Raw genomic sequence first — 16,349 nt, forward strand, 5'->3', positions numbered from 1 at the left:
TTATTTACACCCTCTCCTAATATGACATCGGTTTAAAAAATTCATCCCAACCATCGTCATGTTCATCGTTAGTAACTTCTTCTTTCTTAAATACAAAAGTATTACTGAACGCAGATTCCTCTTGATAACCTCTAGTTTCGGGAACTTCGGGTGCCTCTTCCTCTTCTTCTACATCAACAGCTGCCTCTTGTACCATATTTTCCATCTGCTTCTGATACCTATCCATATGGGCTAACCAATTTTTATCACCTTTATTTTTACTGGTACTAAGATGTACTCTGAGAGCTTGGACATAATCATTACTAGCCAAGAAAAACGCCCTCTTTTCACTTCGTAAAAATTTATTTATATATCTCCTTGTTTCTAAACTATGGGGAGTATTAACCCATTTACTGGATACACGTAACTGACCAAGTTCGCTTCCATTTTCTAAGAAAGCCCTGACAAAGCGTATATCCATAATATTTATATAAATTGTAAGCTTCTTTCCTATTAAACTCGCATGCTGAGATAAAATATCATTTCTGTATTGCGCACCCTCAAAGTTAATGTAAGGCCTCTTTCCTTTTTTCAAGTTACCTTGTACAGTTACCGTCTGACTAATGACTAAGAGACCCAGTTCTTGACGACGATGCTCAGGCAGAACTCTTGGCAGGAATCCTCTTTCAATTTTGTCTTTCATTGCCTTAATAGGACTTAATCCTGAGTTACCACCATGTGGTTCAACATTATATTGGGCTAACATAGCCTCTGTTAATTCCTCTAGATGCTCAATACTAATTTCTGAAGCCAATGCCTTTTCTTCGGCATTTTTACGCTTAGGATCACTTGGATTACTTCCTGTAGTAGAAGGAAGCAAGTGGTATCCATTCACTTCAAGGATACGAAAGAACCTCTCAATAACTGATCTTCTTAATGGAGATTTTACTGGACCTGCATTAATAAAACAGCCGATTGTTTTGGTCAATTTTTCCTTAACATTTAAAGCAAGATTTGCTCTTGCGTTATCCATCCAGAATTCTCTCCATACTGCCCATTGAGTCTCAGGGATAGACATTGAAGGGAAGGATCCTTCTTCTGGATACTGGAGCCCTTTTATTGTGAATGACATGGGGGTATGAGGATGAGTTGCATTTTGAATACACTGTAGAACATCCATCTGAGAATATTCTGGCTTAACGCATAACAAGTGACCTAATACTGCATTTGTTGGGATTTCTAGAATTACAAGCAGCCAAATCCTTTTTAACACTTTTTTAACTTGGTTTCCATTAGGGTCCGTATATCGAATGGTCAATATTAAATCAATTTTATGTCCATCAAACATAACTCGTGAGAAAGGTCTGAAATTCGTTAAGTAATTCTTTTCACCTTTACCCACAGTTCTTGCCATCATTGCAGCAACTTCACCATAAAGATGCTCATTCCCAAAATGTCGTTGTTTCAACTTTTTTACATATCTCTCTAACGATCTCCTTCCCTGGTCTTCTGTATTTAGAGGATATTCGCTTGCAGATATCTCCAGTTCCTTACACTCATCAATAAAATGTTTGTGTAGATATTTCACGGAGTAAGTGAAACTTGTTGAGTTCTTTTTTTTCGCTAAAGCCTTTTCATCAATCGAATCCCGCAATTCAGTATACTTTTCAAGTAAAAGATCGAAAGCACCAGCGTAATTAGAGGCTTTTATTTTGGGCAGCTTTTTCCTTTCATAATTTTTCAAATGAAGGCCTGGGATTAGTGCTCTAAAACCCAGAATTTCTCCGAATTGACTACTCTTAAAACAACGTTCAACATATCTAGTAATCTCTTTTTTTTCAATTCCAGTAACATCCGAAATTTCAGCGATGGTTCCATAATCTTGAAGGTACAATTCAACAGCCCGTTTTCTGTTTTGATATTTCTCCGTTGCAACTTCATTTAATTTACTTGTATCTACAATTGGCCATTCGGATAAATTGAGCATGTCTTGGCTTACTCCCAGCTTCTCAACCAAGTTTTTACGCCTCATCAACCCACACCTCCGTCTCCAGACCAAAATATTCTTTGTCAATATTTGCTTTAATTTCACCGGCACATATCAGACATGCAACAGCTTCATAAAGTCGCGGTAAGCTTATGTTTAGTAATTGAAATAATTCCTTTACTGCTTTTTTTCCACCCTTGAGCTGTGAAATCACTTTATGCCGATCAATCTCAACTATAGTGCTGTTATTCTGTAAGTATGGAATTATATCTTTTAAATTTTCTAAATAGATTTCGTTGCTTCTTATATCATTCTCAGTACGCACCTGATGCTCTTTACCGTGCAATTCACACCAACGTTTTTGCAACCCGATTTGTTTGATCACATGTTCATCAGCGAGATCTTTTTCATATTTAATCTCAATATAGATCTCTTTGCCATCTTTGTTCTTAATCCACAAATCAAATACTGAGGATCCATCCTCACCTTCAATTTCAGCTTTATCAGGCTGCTCACAAAAGGTTTCAACAGTTGGATCGGCTTCAACCATTACCCAGTGGTCAAATTCAAGATCACTGAATAGATTAACTTCCCTTTCTATTCTGGTGCTGTAGACAATCCAATGATTATTACCGTACCGTCCAGTTCGTGATTTAATTAAGGGCGTAGTATACACTTTAATCACCTCTATTTTGTTTTAATAGAATCATTATTGTCTAAATAAGGCTTATATAAACCTTAATTAATGTGATTTTTTTGTCGTTCGTGTAGTAAAATGAGATCTTCACTTCCCATCCCAAAATAACCTAAATAATAAAGCAAAGCGTGAACTCATTTATTATTAAAAAAAGGGACGATCACCGGTATCAGCAATCTGTCCCAATCTTTAACATCTAATTCATGATTTAATGATTGTATCCAAATCCATTCATTCTGTTGATACACTTTTTATTTTATAATTACTTATCTTAATAGCATTGCTCATAAATCTCCTCTGGATTTGAGGATATTCCTCCATATAGTAGTGTCTACGGTACTCGAGATCCACAGTTCCAGTAAGGAAAAATCCTGATTTCAAATTTCTTGAAGCCAGTTCATTTTGCAGATCAATAAGCCAGTAATAATGATTAGGAGACCAGTTAGTCACATCATCAATAAAAGTTATTACATACCCTGATTCCATAGCACTTGCTTTTTCAATATAACTATTGATAATTTGGAGAAAATTAGATTGCTGCGTAGTACTACGACTAGCCAATATATCAAGTGATCTACCGAAGCAATCACTCAAGTTCTTCGAAGCATTGATTCCCTCGTTATATAACGTAGCTCTAACAACAAAAACAGGCATCTCTTTTCCAAATAGTTCTTGAAACATACGAATTATAGCTGTTTTCCCCACTCCGGGTTCACCAATTAGTAGTCCCCCCGATGCTTGCGACAATGTCCAATCGTGAAGTTGATCCAAAATCAGTGCTTGCTCCCTACTTGGCGTCAAAATAAAATTACTCTTTAACATAGCGTTATACGCCTCCTTTTTACATATACTTTCTGGCGTGTAATATTATCAAAAAAGAGGAATCCCCCAGCGACTATCGAAGAAAGAAGCACCTGACAGGGAAGCTTCAATCTGTACCTACCCACTACTAGGAGGTTGAAGTCACATGGGAAAATCCTCACACATTCAGGGTAACAAGGGAGTTAAATTTAGTCAACAACTACGAGGAGTGAACTTGGAACAAGTCCTCATCGTAGCCATTGATGCGGCTAAGCTCCATCAAAAGGCCCTGATATGCAATTATTTCGGTGACATGATTGAAAGACCCTTTTTCTTTTCCGTGAATGAATCTGGCATGCAACTCTTATGCCGAAAAATTGACCAAGCAGCAACCATTGTTCAGGCTGAGCGCATATTTCTTGGTGTAGAAGCCACAGGTCATTACTACGAAGATATCGTACGTCATATGGCCAAATTTGGTTACGATGTGCAGATCTTCAATCCTTACTCAACGTTTGAGGAACGGGCAAGTGCCCTCAATTGGTGCAAAACCGATGACCTCGACTTGGTCGCTATTGCTCATGCCATTAAGAGCAATAAAGCTACGGAAACGAGATTGCTTGAAGGCATTCATCGTCATCTTCGGGTTTTAACCCGTGCATGCAGATCAGAGATACGCAAGCGTTCTACGCTCCGCATGGAGATTCGCATCCTGATGGACAACGTCTGGCGAGAGTTTCAAGGCTTTGCTGACCACAGTCAAGGCAAGGCTAAGAAAGTCAAAGTGTTCAGCGACTTCTGGGGGAAAGCCTCTTTGTTTTTTATGGAGCATCACCCTCATCCTTCTGAAATCCTCGCGTTAGGCGAACTAGGGCTGAGGAAGCTCTCCATACAGAACAACCTGAAGTTGCGAACGAGCGCCATACAGAAACTGCTGTATGTATCTGAGCAGTCTTTGTCCCGAAACGTGCAAGAACTACGCCCGGAGCTCATTGTCCTGAAGATGAAGTTGCAAGACCTGCGTGCTTTTGATGCTAAGGTTGACGCGCTGGATCAGGAAATTGAGAGCCTACTCCTTCAAACGGATGGTCGGCTGCTTCTTACCGTACCCGGTCTTGGTGTATCCACTTCAGCAGAGCTCTTTGCTGAGATCGGTAATGTGACCCATTTTACCCATGCCGGCCAGTTGATCAAGAAAGCTGGTACCAATCCCATCATCAAGCAAACCGGTGGAGGCAAGGGTTCCTACCGCCAAATTTACAAACAGGGAAACGACCATCTTCGCTATGTGGTGTTTTTGGCGGGGAGGAATCTCTGTCTGCATAACCAAGACCTCAATGCCTTCTACCAACGCCTGAAAAGCCGTGGCAAGCATGACCGCGCTATCTTCATCGCAATGGGTAACAAGATGCTCAAGATAGCTTTTGCCATGCTTCGAGATCGGTTGCCGTTTAAGTCTCAAGAGCCTGACTTCAGCATTGTCGCTGAAATGAACAAGAAGTTGAAGCACAACTGTTTCTTTGCAAACCAGCACAAAGCCGCTGCTTAGCTAACTAGACGGTATGTTGGAACCGGTATTTCTGGGACTGAGGGAAGATCGGATACTTTCTAGAGGCCCCTGGACCTCGTGAATTAGCGTTATCCACCTCGTCCTGTAAATGCGAATTGTACGTTAGCGTATATTCTGCACTCAGCCAGATTGCATCGCAGGATTGAACAACGAGGGCTATTTCCTTTCAAGTTCGAGAAAGTCCGGTTCCATCCATAGCTTCTCAGTCAGTTGCTACCTTTTTTAAATAATTATTGGGTTAGGTGTGTTTGGGTTACCCAAAAGTCAGGAATAATGATTTGACATAGTACGCTAAAAGTTGTTTCTTATATACCTCAATAAGGTGATTTTCTCGTCGCTAGCACGTTTTGTAGGGATTTTCTTGTCATAAAAAAAACGACAAGAAAATCCCTACAAACATAAAAAACCTTGATTTAACAAGGTTTTAAAGCGGGATTATTCTGTCGTTGTACTGCTTCTGAGCTTCTGAGCAATCTAACGACAAGAAAATACCTCGTTATCTCTGTCCCACGTTCGATGATTTCATTTATTTCGGAACTGTGCTCATGGGCTGCAATATTAACAGCTTGGTCGACCTTACTGGTTCCTTGGATTGTGCGGCTGCTTCTGCTTGATGTTTGAGTTGATGGCATTATGCGTTGTCAGCCCCTCCTTATTCAGAAATAAATCAAGTATTAAAGAATAATAAACCTTCAAAGGATAATTCTTGATTCAACAAACATACTACCCATTGAGGGGGTGGCTATATGCGTTGCCTACTTTGCGCAAATGAACAAATGTTGAAAGGCAAAAAGAGAAATGAAAGTTCAGAAGTATGAGACTGAGACCGTTATGGAGGTGTCCTATTAAGTGGAGGTAAGTCAGGATAGACTTTCTATCATCGCCCTCGGTGGCGTAAATGAAATTGGTAAAAATATGTATGTTCTTCAATATAGCGAAGACATAATCGTTATCGACTGTGGTTCCAAGTTTCCGGATGAAAGCTTGTTGGGGATCGATTTGATCATCCCTGACATCTCATTTTTACTTGAAAATAAAGAGAAAGTAAGAGGCTTAGTCGTCACTCATGGTCATGAAGATCATATTGGCGGCATCCCTTACATTATTAAACAGTTTAATATGCCCATATATGCGACAAGGCTCACACTCGGCTTAGTTGAAGGAAAGCTTAGAGAGCATGGGTTGTTAAGCACCACCGTCCTGCATGAGATTGACTCCGAGTCTAAATTGACATTAGGCGCGATTCCAATTCGCTTTTTCCGTACAAACCACAGTATTCCGGACTGTCTAGGGGTTGTTTTTGATACTCCGCAAGGTACAGTTGTGCACACGGGGGACTTCAAATTTGATTTAACGCCAGTCAATGATCAATATGCGGATATACATAAAATGGCGTCAATCGGTCAGCAAGGTGTCCTAGCTCTACTTTCAGAAAGCACCAACTCCGAACGTCCGGGTTTTACCCCATCCGAACGCTTAGTTGGTGTCCATATCGAAGAAACATTTACTAAGGCTACAGGAAAAATATTTTTATCAACATTCGCATCTAATGTCCATCGCTTACAGCAAGTGATTGACGCCGCTGAGAAAACAAATCGCAAGATTGTGCTCCTAGGCAGAAGCATGGTGAATGTGGTCGATATAGCTTCAAAGCTCGGTTACTTAAAGTTGCCTCCGGAAATGATCATAGAAGCTCAAGAAGTTCAGCGCATGGCACCTCATGAATTGGTCATTCTCTGTACAGGTAGTCAAGGAGAACCCATGGCTGCATTGGCTCGCTTGGCTAACGATACTCATCGGCAGGTTGAGGTTTCTCCTGGTGATACAGTCATTTTGGCCGCCACACCCATCCCAGGGAATGAGCGAAACGTAGCGCGTATCGTAGATAATCTATTTGAAAAAAGAGCCAAAGTGATTTACGGATCAGGCTCCGTAACGGGAATGCATGTGTCCGGTCATGCTAGTCAGGAAGAACTGAAGCTAATGCTGACCTTGATGAAACCTAAATATTTTATCCCGATACATGGAGAGTATCGCATGCTCTATCAGCACCGCTTGTTAGCCGAAGCTGTTGGTGTGGAAGTCGACCATATCTTCATAGTGAATAATGGGGAGGTAGTGGATTTTGTGAACGCGGAGGCTCGTCAAGTTCGTAAAGTCCCGAACGGTAATACGCTCGTTGATGGTCTAGGCATTGGAGATATCGGAAACGTTGTCTTACGTGACCGTAAAGTATTATCGGAAGATGGCGTATTGATCCTTGTGATCACACTTTCCCGTTCGGATGGTTCTATTATTTCGGGACCTGATATCATCTCACGCGGATTCGTTTATGTCAAAGAATCAGAACCATTAATAGAGGATGTACACCGAATCGCGTTAACTACACTCACTCAGTTGCAGGAGATGAAATCGAACCAATGGAGCGTTTATAAGCAAGCTATTAAAGAGTCCATCGGCAAATTTTTATTCACGCAAACGAAAAGAAGACCAATGATTTTACCGATAATTATTCAGGTTTGACGATTGACCTATGTAAGATAGACATTGCTTCTTTGAAAGTAATGTCTATCTAGTTATTTACAATATTTTTAGCTGCCGGCACAAAAAGGGGCGGATTCGTTTGTCGATTTCAGGTCCAAATTCATGGACCCATCTCATTTCCAAAGCAAGTTGCTCCATCCCATGACTTCATTAACAATTACGTTATCACGAATTAGAGCTTTGCACCACAACCCAATTGAGTTTGTTATTTGAGCGCTTACCTCTTTATGAATTTTTGTCGTTGTCTTTGCACTTTTATACCCTCAGTACTATTTAAACATTTTGAAGTGACATATAGGCGAGTATTTACATAGTATAGCTTATTGTAATTGATGAAAGAGGTGGATCGGCGGGTGAATACGTTTGTCGGAAACATCAGAATTAATAGCGTTTCAAGCAGTTCTAACGTACAAATTGGAGATGCCGCTTTTTATGTGTTATCCAGCAATACCAAGTTGAACGGGGGCGCAAACTCATTTTCACCAGGCGACAGCTTCGGCACCCTTACGAATAACCAGAACAATAACACAATCGATCCAGACCTAATCGAAAGCAATACTAATGTTTGATAGCGTTGCACTCGTTAAGAAGGCTCAAATTATTGCTATTTCTAGCTTTTTTTCGTTTTCAGAAAATGAGTGCATCAATACCCGAATTGTGATGTACTCAAAATGCTGCTGGATCCAAAAAGTGACGCAAACCATCCCTATTCAGTCTTTTGATTACCTGTTTTACAAGGTATTTCTAATGCTCGAACAGTAACGCTTGAAATAATAGAAGCACCACTTGGGTGCTAAATACTCAGAGGAACTGGTCTTCTACCTCTTTCAATAAAGCCGGAAATTTATCGGCCATCGGACTCTGAAGAATCGCGCCGCCGCGAAATAGAATATCTGCGGGATTGATGGAAGAGGCGCGCATTTCGATGAGAACCTGTGTGTCGGTGAGTGCGGGAATTGGCACTTCCTGTTCCTCTAGCACTTCGGGGATTCCAAAGCTTGTCAAAGCAATAGCTTTCATGATTATCCTCCTCTTAAATTGAACATACGTTGATTTTTCAATTGCCGCTGTTTCTAGTGTGTTAACTGGGCCAAATCCTTGGCATTATCCGTTAATTGCTTTCCCACTGGGGAGGTAATATCAATCCTTTGCCGTCCTTTATGGAGCCTACGGTGATGTCATCACCGGGCGGATATCATTTTATGAAACATCTCGTCTAATAACATTATTTCTGCTTTTTGGCTGATGGCATGGTTCCCAAGCTTTACATCAATGATGAAGTCATTGCTAAGCATCTGGCGGTAACGGGAAATAATATCGTTGTCAGGCAATTCTCCCATTGCCTTCGTTTCGGGTGGGATTACCGGAATTCCGGCTTGTTCTACCAGGTGAATGTTTTGTTTAATATCTGCGGCGATCTTGCTTAGAGTGCTTACACTTCTTACCGTCTCTATATCCACCATTCCGTCATTCGTATAGAAATGCTTGTTGACGATAGCCAACGCAGTATGCGAAATATGGAATGCTTGAATGTCTTTTTGGATTTCATAATGCAAATCCACCGATTCAAATATTTGGGCAAGCTCTTTCACTCTTTCGGTCGCCAGTCCATTTATTTCACCAAAAATTGTTCCTTGATGTTTTTCGGAACCGAATTGGGCGTATAGAACATCTTCTTTGATGTCTCCACCGGCGCCCGGGAATCCCGGAAGTAAGCGATCGCCCACGATTTCAAGCCAAGAGTCATATCCAATGGTGTTGGTAAAGGTGACGATGGTCTTGCTCCGATTATGTTTGAGCGCAGACAGGGCAGTTTCGGCCTGATCATATCGTACTGGAACAAAGATAAAATCATAAATGTCGTCGTTATCAAGCTTTTCTATCGTCTTGATCGATATTTGCTTTATCGATCCATTATCGTTGTATTTCAGGCCGTCCCTTTTCAGCGCCTCCAGTCTCTTTCCTCGTGCCAGTATAGTGACGTCCAGTCCCGACTGTGCTAATCGGAGTGCATATACACTGCCAATCACGCCGGCGCCAAATATCAAAAGTCTATGTGGTTTGGTGTTCAATATGATCCTTCCTTTCATAGAATTAGTCACAGATTGTTTAAGCAACACCTGTTTGATAAGATAATAATATCGCATGCTTATGATTTCAACCGGCAGAGTTAGATGAAAGTTGCATAGGCAACACATTGTGATAAGTGATGTTTAACAAGGAGATATAGAAATGGTAAATCAGGAAGATCCGAGGGTGTTGCGCACACGACAGTTAATTAGAGCAGCGTTCAGAGATTTGTTGCGGAGAAAAGGATTTGATGAAATCACCATCAAAGATATCGCTCAGAAAGCAACCATTAACCGCGCCACCTTTTATGCCCATTTTGAAGATAAATATGCTTTGCTTGACGAAGTCACAGAACAGGCTTTTCATGAAATGATTCCTGAGCAAGTGGCGAATGCACAGGAGTTTACGGATGAAATATGTGACCAGTTGATCTTGCTGACGCACCAATACATCGTGAATTTTTATCGGATCTGCAGAATGGATTCCAATTCGATGGCTACGCTTGTCGATGAAAAAATAAAGAAAATGCTGCAGCAAACCATAGAGAGCATTTTTCTGAAAGGGGATACCCACCATGGGGCGGACAGGCATCATATAAAAATCATGGCGGCCATGACAGGATCAGCGATCTATGGCGCTGCGCATTATTGGTTAAATGTCGAGGAAAAAGATCGAACCGATGTGCTTGTAGACATTGTTCGTCCCTATGTAATGAACGGTCTGGGGCTGTGTGTACACTCATTTTGTATTTTCTTATTCCTTCCAGCAATCATGCCCTGACATAAGTCCAATCAATCACTATGTACCGAGCGTATAATTATACCGTAATGAAAATTTACTTGAGGGGAATGAGTAAATATGAGTGGTGCAAGTTGTGCAGGTTATGGTAGCAGCTCAGCAGCAATTTTGGTTCTTTTTATTCTTTTGGTTATTATCTTAATGACTTTTGCATTTTAAACCAACATCACAAAAAAAACAAAAACGGTCTTATCGCGAAATAGAGCGATTACAGACCGTTTTGTTTCTCGTTTAAATGAGGGTGACGACCCCCGTTTAAAATATTCCTTCCAAAAAAAATCAATATGGAATGAAGACTTGAAAATCATTGAAGATAACATATGCTCGGTTGGCTTTGCAACTAGCTTTAAACGCATCTTCTAAACATGCAAACCTCCAATTAATCGAGGGCAATGACGATATGGCCCAACCGGAATTTGGATCAGGCTGGTTATTCCTTGCGAAGTCATCTTGTAGATCTCATCACACAACCTGGCATCAAATCCGAGGAGCGGATGTCCCCCCATCCCGATAGCGGATGCCGCGAGCAGTAAACGCTGCACGAGCATCCCCGCCTCCATCTGTTGGATGCGATATCCCCTATACCCCAAGGCTGTTGTGAGATGACCTTTGTCCCCTGCCACATGAAAACATAACGGAACTTGGGACAGATTCACGTTGTCGGAAGGCATTCCCTGCTGCAGCTTGAGTCGATGATCCCCCTGACGTATCCGCCGCAATGTATGAGCAGTACTGTCATAACGGTAAGCGCCGTCCGGGATGCCTTCAACGTTATACAAACAAACGTACAGTGAGACGCGGGAAACGGGATTCTCATAGGCTTCATCCAAATCATTCCGATACCTGAAGGAGGCCGTTGCCTCCTGTAACAGATAAGCCAACTGCTCTTGGCTTATCTTGGCCATTATAAAATCACCATCCGGCGAAAATCTCTTTCGGCTTATCGCCGCCAGATCATACGACAACCGTTTTACTTGGGGCAGAGCCACTGCTAGATCCTCGCAGTCAACGATCTTCTCTTCGCTAATTTGCCGTATTGGCCGAAGCCATTCCAAGAGGGATGCTTCGTTCATCTCGATAAGCAGCGGAAATTCCTTGACTCTCCGGGACCGGACGTAGTAATCGTGCTTAACCTTTGGCAACTCCCGACATAATTCAGTGGCGGAGCACTCCCGCTCTCCCTCATTTCGACCTGCAAACCATTGAATCACAGGCTCCGCTGACAGCGGAATCACCGCATACACGCTCTCCTCTCGTTCCGATATCCCAAGGAGATCATTCACTGCCCGATCAAGGAACTGGACATATACGCCAGACGCGAAGCCAAAGCGTTTCGCCACTTCCAAGAGCTGCCCGATTAACGTACCCGCATCCAATCCTTGCAGGCGGTAGGAAAAGTTATTGTATTTAAAGAAGTTTTTCCAAAACAGGGTCGATACAAAAACAGTACCAAAACAAGCCGATACGTCACAACGATTGCCAAGCGCCCGGGCTACATAGGCATCGAAGTTGCCTTGGCGCAGTAACACTAAACGGTGGTGTGCCACATCATAATGATATACACCCTCGGGCAAATCCTCCAGCTTCAGATATATATATAGCTCATTAGGATATAACGCTCCCCCGGAGGGAACAAACCGCCGGTACAACTGCAGCAAGCCCATGTTTTGTACCATGGAATTCGACGTAGGGACGGACTGAGAAAAGTGAGTGAGCCCGAATATGTACCAGAGAAAATGACCCATATGGCGAAGGTCAGGCTTCACTGGCGCTTCCCCGCCGTCGAGCGTCAGCGGTACTTCCGAAGATAACGGAACCACTTGCAAACCGCGGTAGAGCTTATAGGCAAGCGGTCCGTCTTCCCAATCCACCACCAAGTCCGGCGGTTTGGTTTTATCAATGTCATAATGCAGATTGTGCAGAAATGCCTCCAGATTCATGCTTCTCCCTCCTGCTATGGAAATGGATGCGGGTATGGATTGAGAAGTTCCAGACTAAGCGGCTGTTTGGCATACCCAAGCTCCATCGGTACCCTCAAAACCCGCTTAAGCCCTTCCACGCGGGTAAACTGATGACCGAATGTCATCGGCAGCATCCCCGGGATCAGCACTTTCACGCAATGCAGTCCATTTCGAATAATTTCCGGCGCTGACTGATCAACGACGATCACATCCAGATTCAATCGGCGGAACGCCTGAAGAACATCTTTCAGATCGTCCGTTAAATCAGCATGCCTGGCCCCCCGCTTGAATTCCTCTTCAAACGTTCGCATCGGGCGAATTTCATCTAGTAGAAATTGTAAGCGCTCCTCCGCTTGCGGCAAAGCGTATAATAATGAATGATCCTCCATCTGCCGCACCTGGGAGGAATCGTGAAGCATCCGTACATACTCCTCACGGTTCTCCTCATATTTCTTATCAAGATTCAGTACCATGCCGGCCAACTCGTGAACCGCACCTTTCACCGCCCGTACCGGATCAGGATGAGCTCCAGCCGCACAGATGAGATTCACTCCATTTTGTTTCCTGTTTTTTGCTATTCCCCAAACGCTTGGAATCCCGTTCTCCATCGTCGAGTTGTAGAAATATACATCAAACCCCGCCACAGCTTGCATACGATCGATCATCAGCCGCAATTCCCGGTCGTTTGCAGAATAAGGGTCAATGCGTGAGAGAGGCAGCTGCGCATACCAAGTCATCAGAAACGAATCTCGCTCCACAACTTCCATTATTCCGTAAAAGATAGCTTCCTCCAGGCTTCCACCTAATGCGCATCCGTTGGAAGATTCGGACACGAAACCATGCCCGCAGCCCATGCCGTAATAAGCGAGCTGTTCCGGAACGAGAATCGGACGCTCTTGCAAAAACGAATAGCCCCACACCCAATCGATGTGGCGGTCAGGATCGAACGTAGTGAACGGATATCCTGGCTGTGCATACTGTTCCTTCGCGTGCACCCCTACATTGACAGGGTCGAGCGCTTGATCTTCCAGATCGCGGAAGCTGCCATGGACTACCGTTCGTTTGCCTCGAGGCACCATACCGCAGTACCGCTCCAAACCCTCCAAAATGGCGGTCAACTCGCTCGCCGCATAGGAATGAGTCCGACCTGCCGTCCCCACATCCTCAGCGATCAACGGTAGATTCACGCTTACATCGGCAAATGGCGACGCAAGGTCAATCATTTTCTCATTCATAAAGCCGGTCCGGCTATCCAAATAGTCTTTGGTCAGGACTTTTTTCAAATCATCCATCGGTCGGGAGCGGTAACTGTCCAAGCTGATCTTAGGACTTGGCTGCAGTGAAATGCGGGCTGATGCCGACGAATCGTCAGGCAATCGACTGCAAGCCGGACATAGCGGGTCAGGGAGAAAGAAGTGAAGTGTACTCTCCAGCGTTTTCAGGTTGATCATAAGCACTTTTTCTGCCAAGTGAACCGGTTTGTTTTGCAACATCCTCCGTGCTTCCGCCACCAGAAGATGAGTTACTTGGAGGAGTCCCGTACGAGAAGCCCATGCATCGCGTGGTATTCCCCCGTGCGCCGTAAGACTCCGCTGCAGCGCACGCATCTCCCTACGGTCGCGTCCCGCCATCAGGCGTCGCGTATCTGCACACTGGGAGCACCCTTGTGAACCCGGAGTAACCAGAGGTCCGATCACGCCCTCGCCAAATGCAACGAAGCCGCGCAACCAAGGGATGCCGGCTGGCTGCAGCAGCTCTTCCGCCTTTTGATGAACGTAAGGATGCCAAGCATCGTGCAGCACCAGTGCCAAATCCACCGCTTCCGGCACTCCTGCTTCGAAATCCATTTGACGTACGATCTTGAATTGGGCTGATAGTTCTTCGTATACGCAGTCCGCCAACTCCCCGTCTCCCACAATCATAACGATGGCGCTCACCGGGTTCCCTCCTCTCGCAGCAACACGCCAAACACTCCTGCCATTTCCTCTTTCAAAAATGGTTCTACTGCCAGATCGAAGACTAAGAGCCGCTTATGGTTCCGTTTCAAGACCTGCAAGGCGGACTGCAAAACATCCGATTCTATCGCAGCTTCACAGGATGGGATCTCAAGGTTATGCGGAATCTTTTCTGCGAGAAGCACAGACGAAACCTCCAACTCTTGCGATGTGAAACTAGCCGGTTGGTTTTGTGCCTTCAACAGAGCTTGTTGCAATGCATCCCGCAACGCAAATGTTACATTCAAACCTACACCGCCATACCAGCGGTCATCCGTACCGACCCACACCACAGGGAATCCGCAAACTGTCTCTCCCAAGCCAATCTTCGGCTCTCCCTTCATCGTCGTCAAAGCCTGCAAATAAAACTGGCAGCGTTTATCCTCTATGGCAGACAAATGTACTCGAGAGGCAGACGGCACCTGACTCGCCAATTGCTTGCCCATCTCCTCAACCATACACCTAAGCAACCCCCGACCTATGCCTTCCGCAAACGTTTCTCCCGCTCCGATGCCGATAAATTCCTGCGGTTCTGAGACGATAAGGCGTGCCATTCGCGACATATACGCTTCAATTCCGGCCAACCCTGCTGTCCGCCGAGCTCCCTCATGAGTCAGATCGGTACATACAATGGCCGAAAGCAGCGTAGCCGGCCCTTCCGATAGTGGATCGATTGCCTGAACTCGACACTGAGCGAGTGGCAGTTGTTTTAAGTCTCCCTCCTCCCAAATATGAAAAATTCCTGATTCCGCAGATGTCAACCGGCCAAAGTAAGGAAGCAACCCGCTCTCACGTTTGCTTGATTTCCGCTCGAGCTGCAATTCGAAATCGTGAATCCGTTCAACAGCGGTACGCCGGCTCACAAGCGGATGGGGTACGAACGAATGCCATTTTCCTTCCAGAGTCTCTAGATTAAGCAGATAGAACGGATAACTTTGTTCCGAATCGTTCAATCCACTAATCTTTTTTAATAATTCAAACACGATCACGTTCGCTAACAGAGCTCCCGCTGTGGAAGAGAAGGTGTGCAGCTCTGGGTCTTTAGAAATCGCAGATTCGTGTACGCTGCGCCACGCTGACTCCCAGCAGCCCTCAGAGTCCGGATGTACAAGAGGGCCCGCCATACCCGCCTGCTTCAGACATACAGCGGGAAGTAACACCTTCTTCTCCTCCCTGCACACCGCATGAAGAGCCCGCAGCTCCTCGATATCTCCCTCCTGTGACACAAATAAAACCGAATCAAACGGCCTTACAGCCTCCCGCCAATTACGATTCCCCTCGGTTTGCAGAGTAACCTCCTCGATGACAACCTCGGGGTCCGTTTTACGAGCATGTGCCGCGAGTTCTAGCATCCGTTGCCGATCGGTCGGCTCTGAGCCCGAGACCAGCACGTGTAACTCGGGCAATCCGGATTCAAGCAGCGCGGAAATGACCGACATCAGAAATGGGCCAGAACCGACCGTCAATACTTTGGACTGCCGATACGACTGAAATCGGTACGCACCCGAATTCCCGAAATGGTCCAAAAATTCAATTTGAGAAGCATACTTTTGGAGGATCACTTCAGACAATTGATGTGAAGTGTCTTGGCTCGTATCCCGAACAAACCCATTACGATACAACATTTCTGCAATTCCATATACCTGTTTCCGGTGTTGGTCCGGCAATCCGTCTGTCAAATCCTTCAACCTATGCTCCCCATTGAATATCGGTATCAACTTTTCAATCCACCGATCAATCCCTACGCCTTCCATGCGGAACGAGCTTGCGTTGTTTCGAAAATACACACTACCGTTTGGATCAGGGAGAAAAAACGTATCCCTTTTCATCTTCAGTCGCATCGAAGGGTTCAAATTTGCCATTCTACTCCTCCTCCGGAAGCTGTTCTCAATCTGTTCAAACTCTTCACATGTAATCTTATGTACAGCTATTTGTCCCTCATGTCTTA

12 protein-coding genes and 1 pseudogene are annotated in these 16,349 nt (G+C 44.4%); 5 read left to right on the forward strand and 8 right to left on the reverse strand.

Annotated features, from left to right (window positions below; genetic code table 11):
* Positions 1-16 precede the first annotated feature (16 nt).
* The 3 genes from BC351_RS03015 to BC351_RS03025 form a co-directional block, all read right to left on the reverse strand.
* Positions 17-2,011, reverse strand: a complete 1,995-nt coding sequence (locus tag BC351_RS03015) for a hypothetical protein (protein ID WP_079409235.1) — start codon at positions 2,009-2,011, stop codon at positions 17-19.
* Positions 2,001-2,642, reverse strand: a complete 642-nt coding sequence (locus BC351_RS03020) for a TnsA endonuclease N-terminal domain-containing protein (RefSeq protein ID WP_079409236.1) — start codon at positions 2,640-2,642, stop codon at positions 2,001-2,003. Before BC351_RS03020 ends, BC351_RS03015 begins: the two co-directional genes overlap by 11 nt.
* Before the next feature lie 252 nt (positions 2,643-2,894).
* Positions 2,895-3,485 (reverse strand): ATP-binding protein, encoded by a 591-nt coding sequence (locus tag BC351_RS03025; RefSeq protein ID WP_079409237.1) that lies wholly within the window; start codon positions 3,483-3,485, stop codon positions 2,895-2,897.
* Positions 3,486-3,630: 145 nt separating this feature from the next.
* On the opposite strand from BC351_RS03025, the gene BC351_RS03030 reads away from it, so the two are divergent.
* The 3 genes from BC351_RS03030 (at position 3,631) to BC351_RS03040 (ending at position 8,147) form a co-directional block, all read left to right on the forward strand.
* Positions 3,631-5,013: an IS110 family RNA-guided transposase gene (locus tag BC351_RS03030; protein ID WP_079409238.1), complete on the forward strand. Its 1,383-nt coding sequence runs from the start codon at positions 3,631-3,633 to the stop codon at positions 5,011-5,013.
* An 870-nt stretch (positions 5,014-5,883) separates the two neighbouring features.
* Positions 5,884-7,557, forward strand: coding sequence for a ribonuclease J (locus BC351_RS03035; RefSeq protein WP_079409239.1), 1,674 nt, complete (start codon positions 5,884-5,886; stop codon positions 7,555-7,557).
* A 374-nt stretch (positions 7,558-7,931) separates the two neighbouring features.
* Positions 7,932-8,147 (forward strand): spore germination protein, encoded by a 216-nt coding sequence (locus BC351_RS03040; RefSeq protein WP_208629565.1) that lies wholly within the window; start codon positions 7,932-7,934, stop codon positions 8,145-8,147.
* Positions 8,148-8,412: 265 nt separating this feature from the next.
* Here BC351_RS03040 and BC351_RS03045 read toward each other — a convergent pair.
* Positions 8,413-8,598: pseudogene (locus BC351_RS03045) on the reverse strand (NADP-dependent oxidoreductase); the annotation flags it as partial.
* Between the two features lie 161 nt (positions 8,599-8,759).
* Positions 8,760-9,650 carry a ketopantoate reductase family protein gene (locus tag BC351_RS03050; RefSeq protein ID WP_079409241.1) on the reverse strand — a complete coding sequence of 297 codons (891 nt, stop codon included), beginning with the start codon at positions 9,648-9,650 and terminating at the stop codon, positions 8,760-8,762.
* Between the two features lie 160 nt (positions 9,651-9,810).
* On the opposite strand from BC351_RS03050, the gene BC351_RS03055 reads away from it, so the two are divergent.
* Together BC351_RS03055 and BC351_RS03060 are read left to right on the forward strand one after the other, a co-directional pair.
* On the forward strand, positions 9,811-10,428 hold the full coding sequence (locus BC351_RS03055; protein WP_079409242.1) for a TetR/AcrR family transcriptional regulator: 618 nt from the start codon (positions 9,811-9,813) through the stop codon (positions 10,426-10,428).
* Positions 10,429-10,506: 78 nt separating this feature from the next.
* On the forward strand, positions 10,507-10,605 hold the full coding sequence (locus BC351_RS03060; protein WP_079409243.1) for a YjcZ family sporulation protein: 99 nt from the start codon (positions 10,507-10,509) through the stop codon (positions 10,603-10,605).
* A gap of 200 nt (positions 10,606-10,805) precedes the next feature.
* Here the strand turns inward: BC351_RS03060 and BC351_RS03070 are convergent, their stop codons facing one another.
* The 3 genes from BC351_RS03070 to BC351_RS03080 are packed head-to-tail and all read right to left on the reverse strand — an operon-like array spanning position 10,806 to position 16,263.
* Entirely contained in the window at positions 10,806-12,386 is a 1,581-nt protein-coding gene (locus tag BC351_RS03070) for a SagB family peptide dehydrogenase (protein ID WP_079409245.1), read from the reverse strand.
* Positions 12,387-12,400: 14 nt separating this feature from the next.
* Complete coding sequence (locus tag BC351_RS03075; RefSeq protein WP_079409246.1) at positions 12,401-14,344, reverse strand: TOMM precursor leader peptide-binding protein; 1,944 nt, start codon at positions 14,342-14,344, stop codon at positions 12,401-12,403.
* Positions 14,341-16,263: a putative thiazole-containing bacteriocin maturation protein gene (locus BC351_RS03080; RefSeq protein WP_079409247.1), complete on the reverse strand. Its 1,923-nt coding sequence runs from the start codon at positions 16,261-16,263 to the stop codon at positions 14,341-14,343. Before BC351_RS03080 ends, BC351_RS03075 begins: the two co-directional genes overlap by 4 nt.
* Positions 16,264-16,349: the final 86 nt, after the last annotated feature.

The organism is Paenibacillus ferrarius (assembly GCF_002027705.1).
Lineage (GTDB): Bacteria > Bacillota > Bacilli > Paenibacillales > NBRC-103111 > Paenibacillus_E > Paenibacillus_E ferrarius.

What these genes read in the sequence shown, in the direction of transcription:
- BC351_RS03060 (WP_079409243.1), top strand. Translation starts at nt 10,507, where the DNA reads ATGAGTGGTGCAAGTTGTGCAGGTTATGGTAGCAGCTCAGCAGCAATT.
- BC351_RS03025 (WP_079409237.1), bottom strand. Translation starts at nt 3,485, where the DNA reads ATGTTAAAGAGTAATTTTATTTTGACGCCAAGTAGGGAGCAAGCACTG.
- BC351_RS03015 (WP_079409235.1), bottom strand. Translation starts at nt 2,011, where the DNA reads ATGAGGCGTAAAAACTTGGTTGAGAAGCTGGGAGTAAGCCAAGACATG.
- BC351_RS03030 (WP_079409238.1), top strand. Translation starts at nt 3,631, where the DNA reads ATGGGAAAATCCTCACACATTCAGGGTAACAAGGGAGTTAAATTTAGT.
- BC351_RS03080 (WP_079409247.1), bottom strand. Translation starts at nt 16,263, where the DNA reads ATGGCAAATTTGAACCCTTCGATGCGACTGAAGATGAAAAGGGATACG.
- BC351_RS03055 (WP_079409242.1), top strand. Translation starts at nt 9,811, where the DNA reads ATGGTAAATCAGGAAGATCCGAGGGTGTTGCGCACACGACAGTTAATT.
- BC351_RS03070 (WP_079409245.1), bottom strand. Translation starts at nt 12,386, where the DNA reads ATGAATCTGGAGGCATTTCTGCACAATCTGCATTATGACATTGATAAA.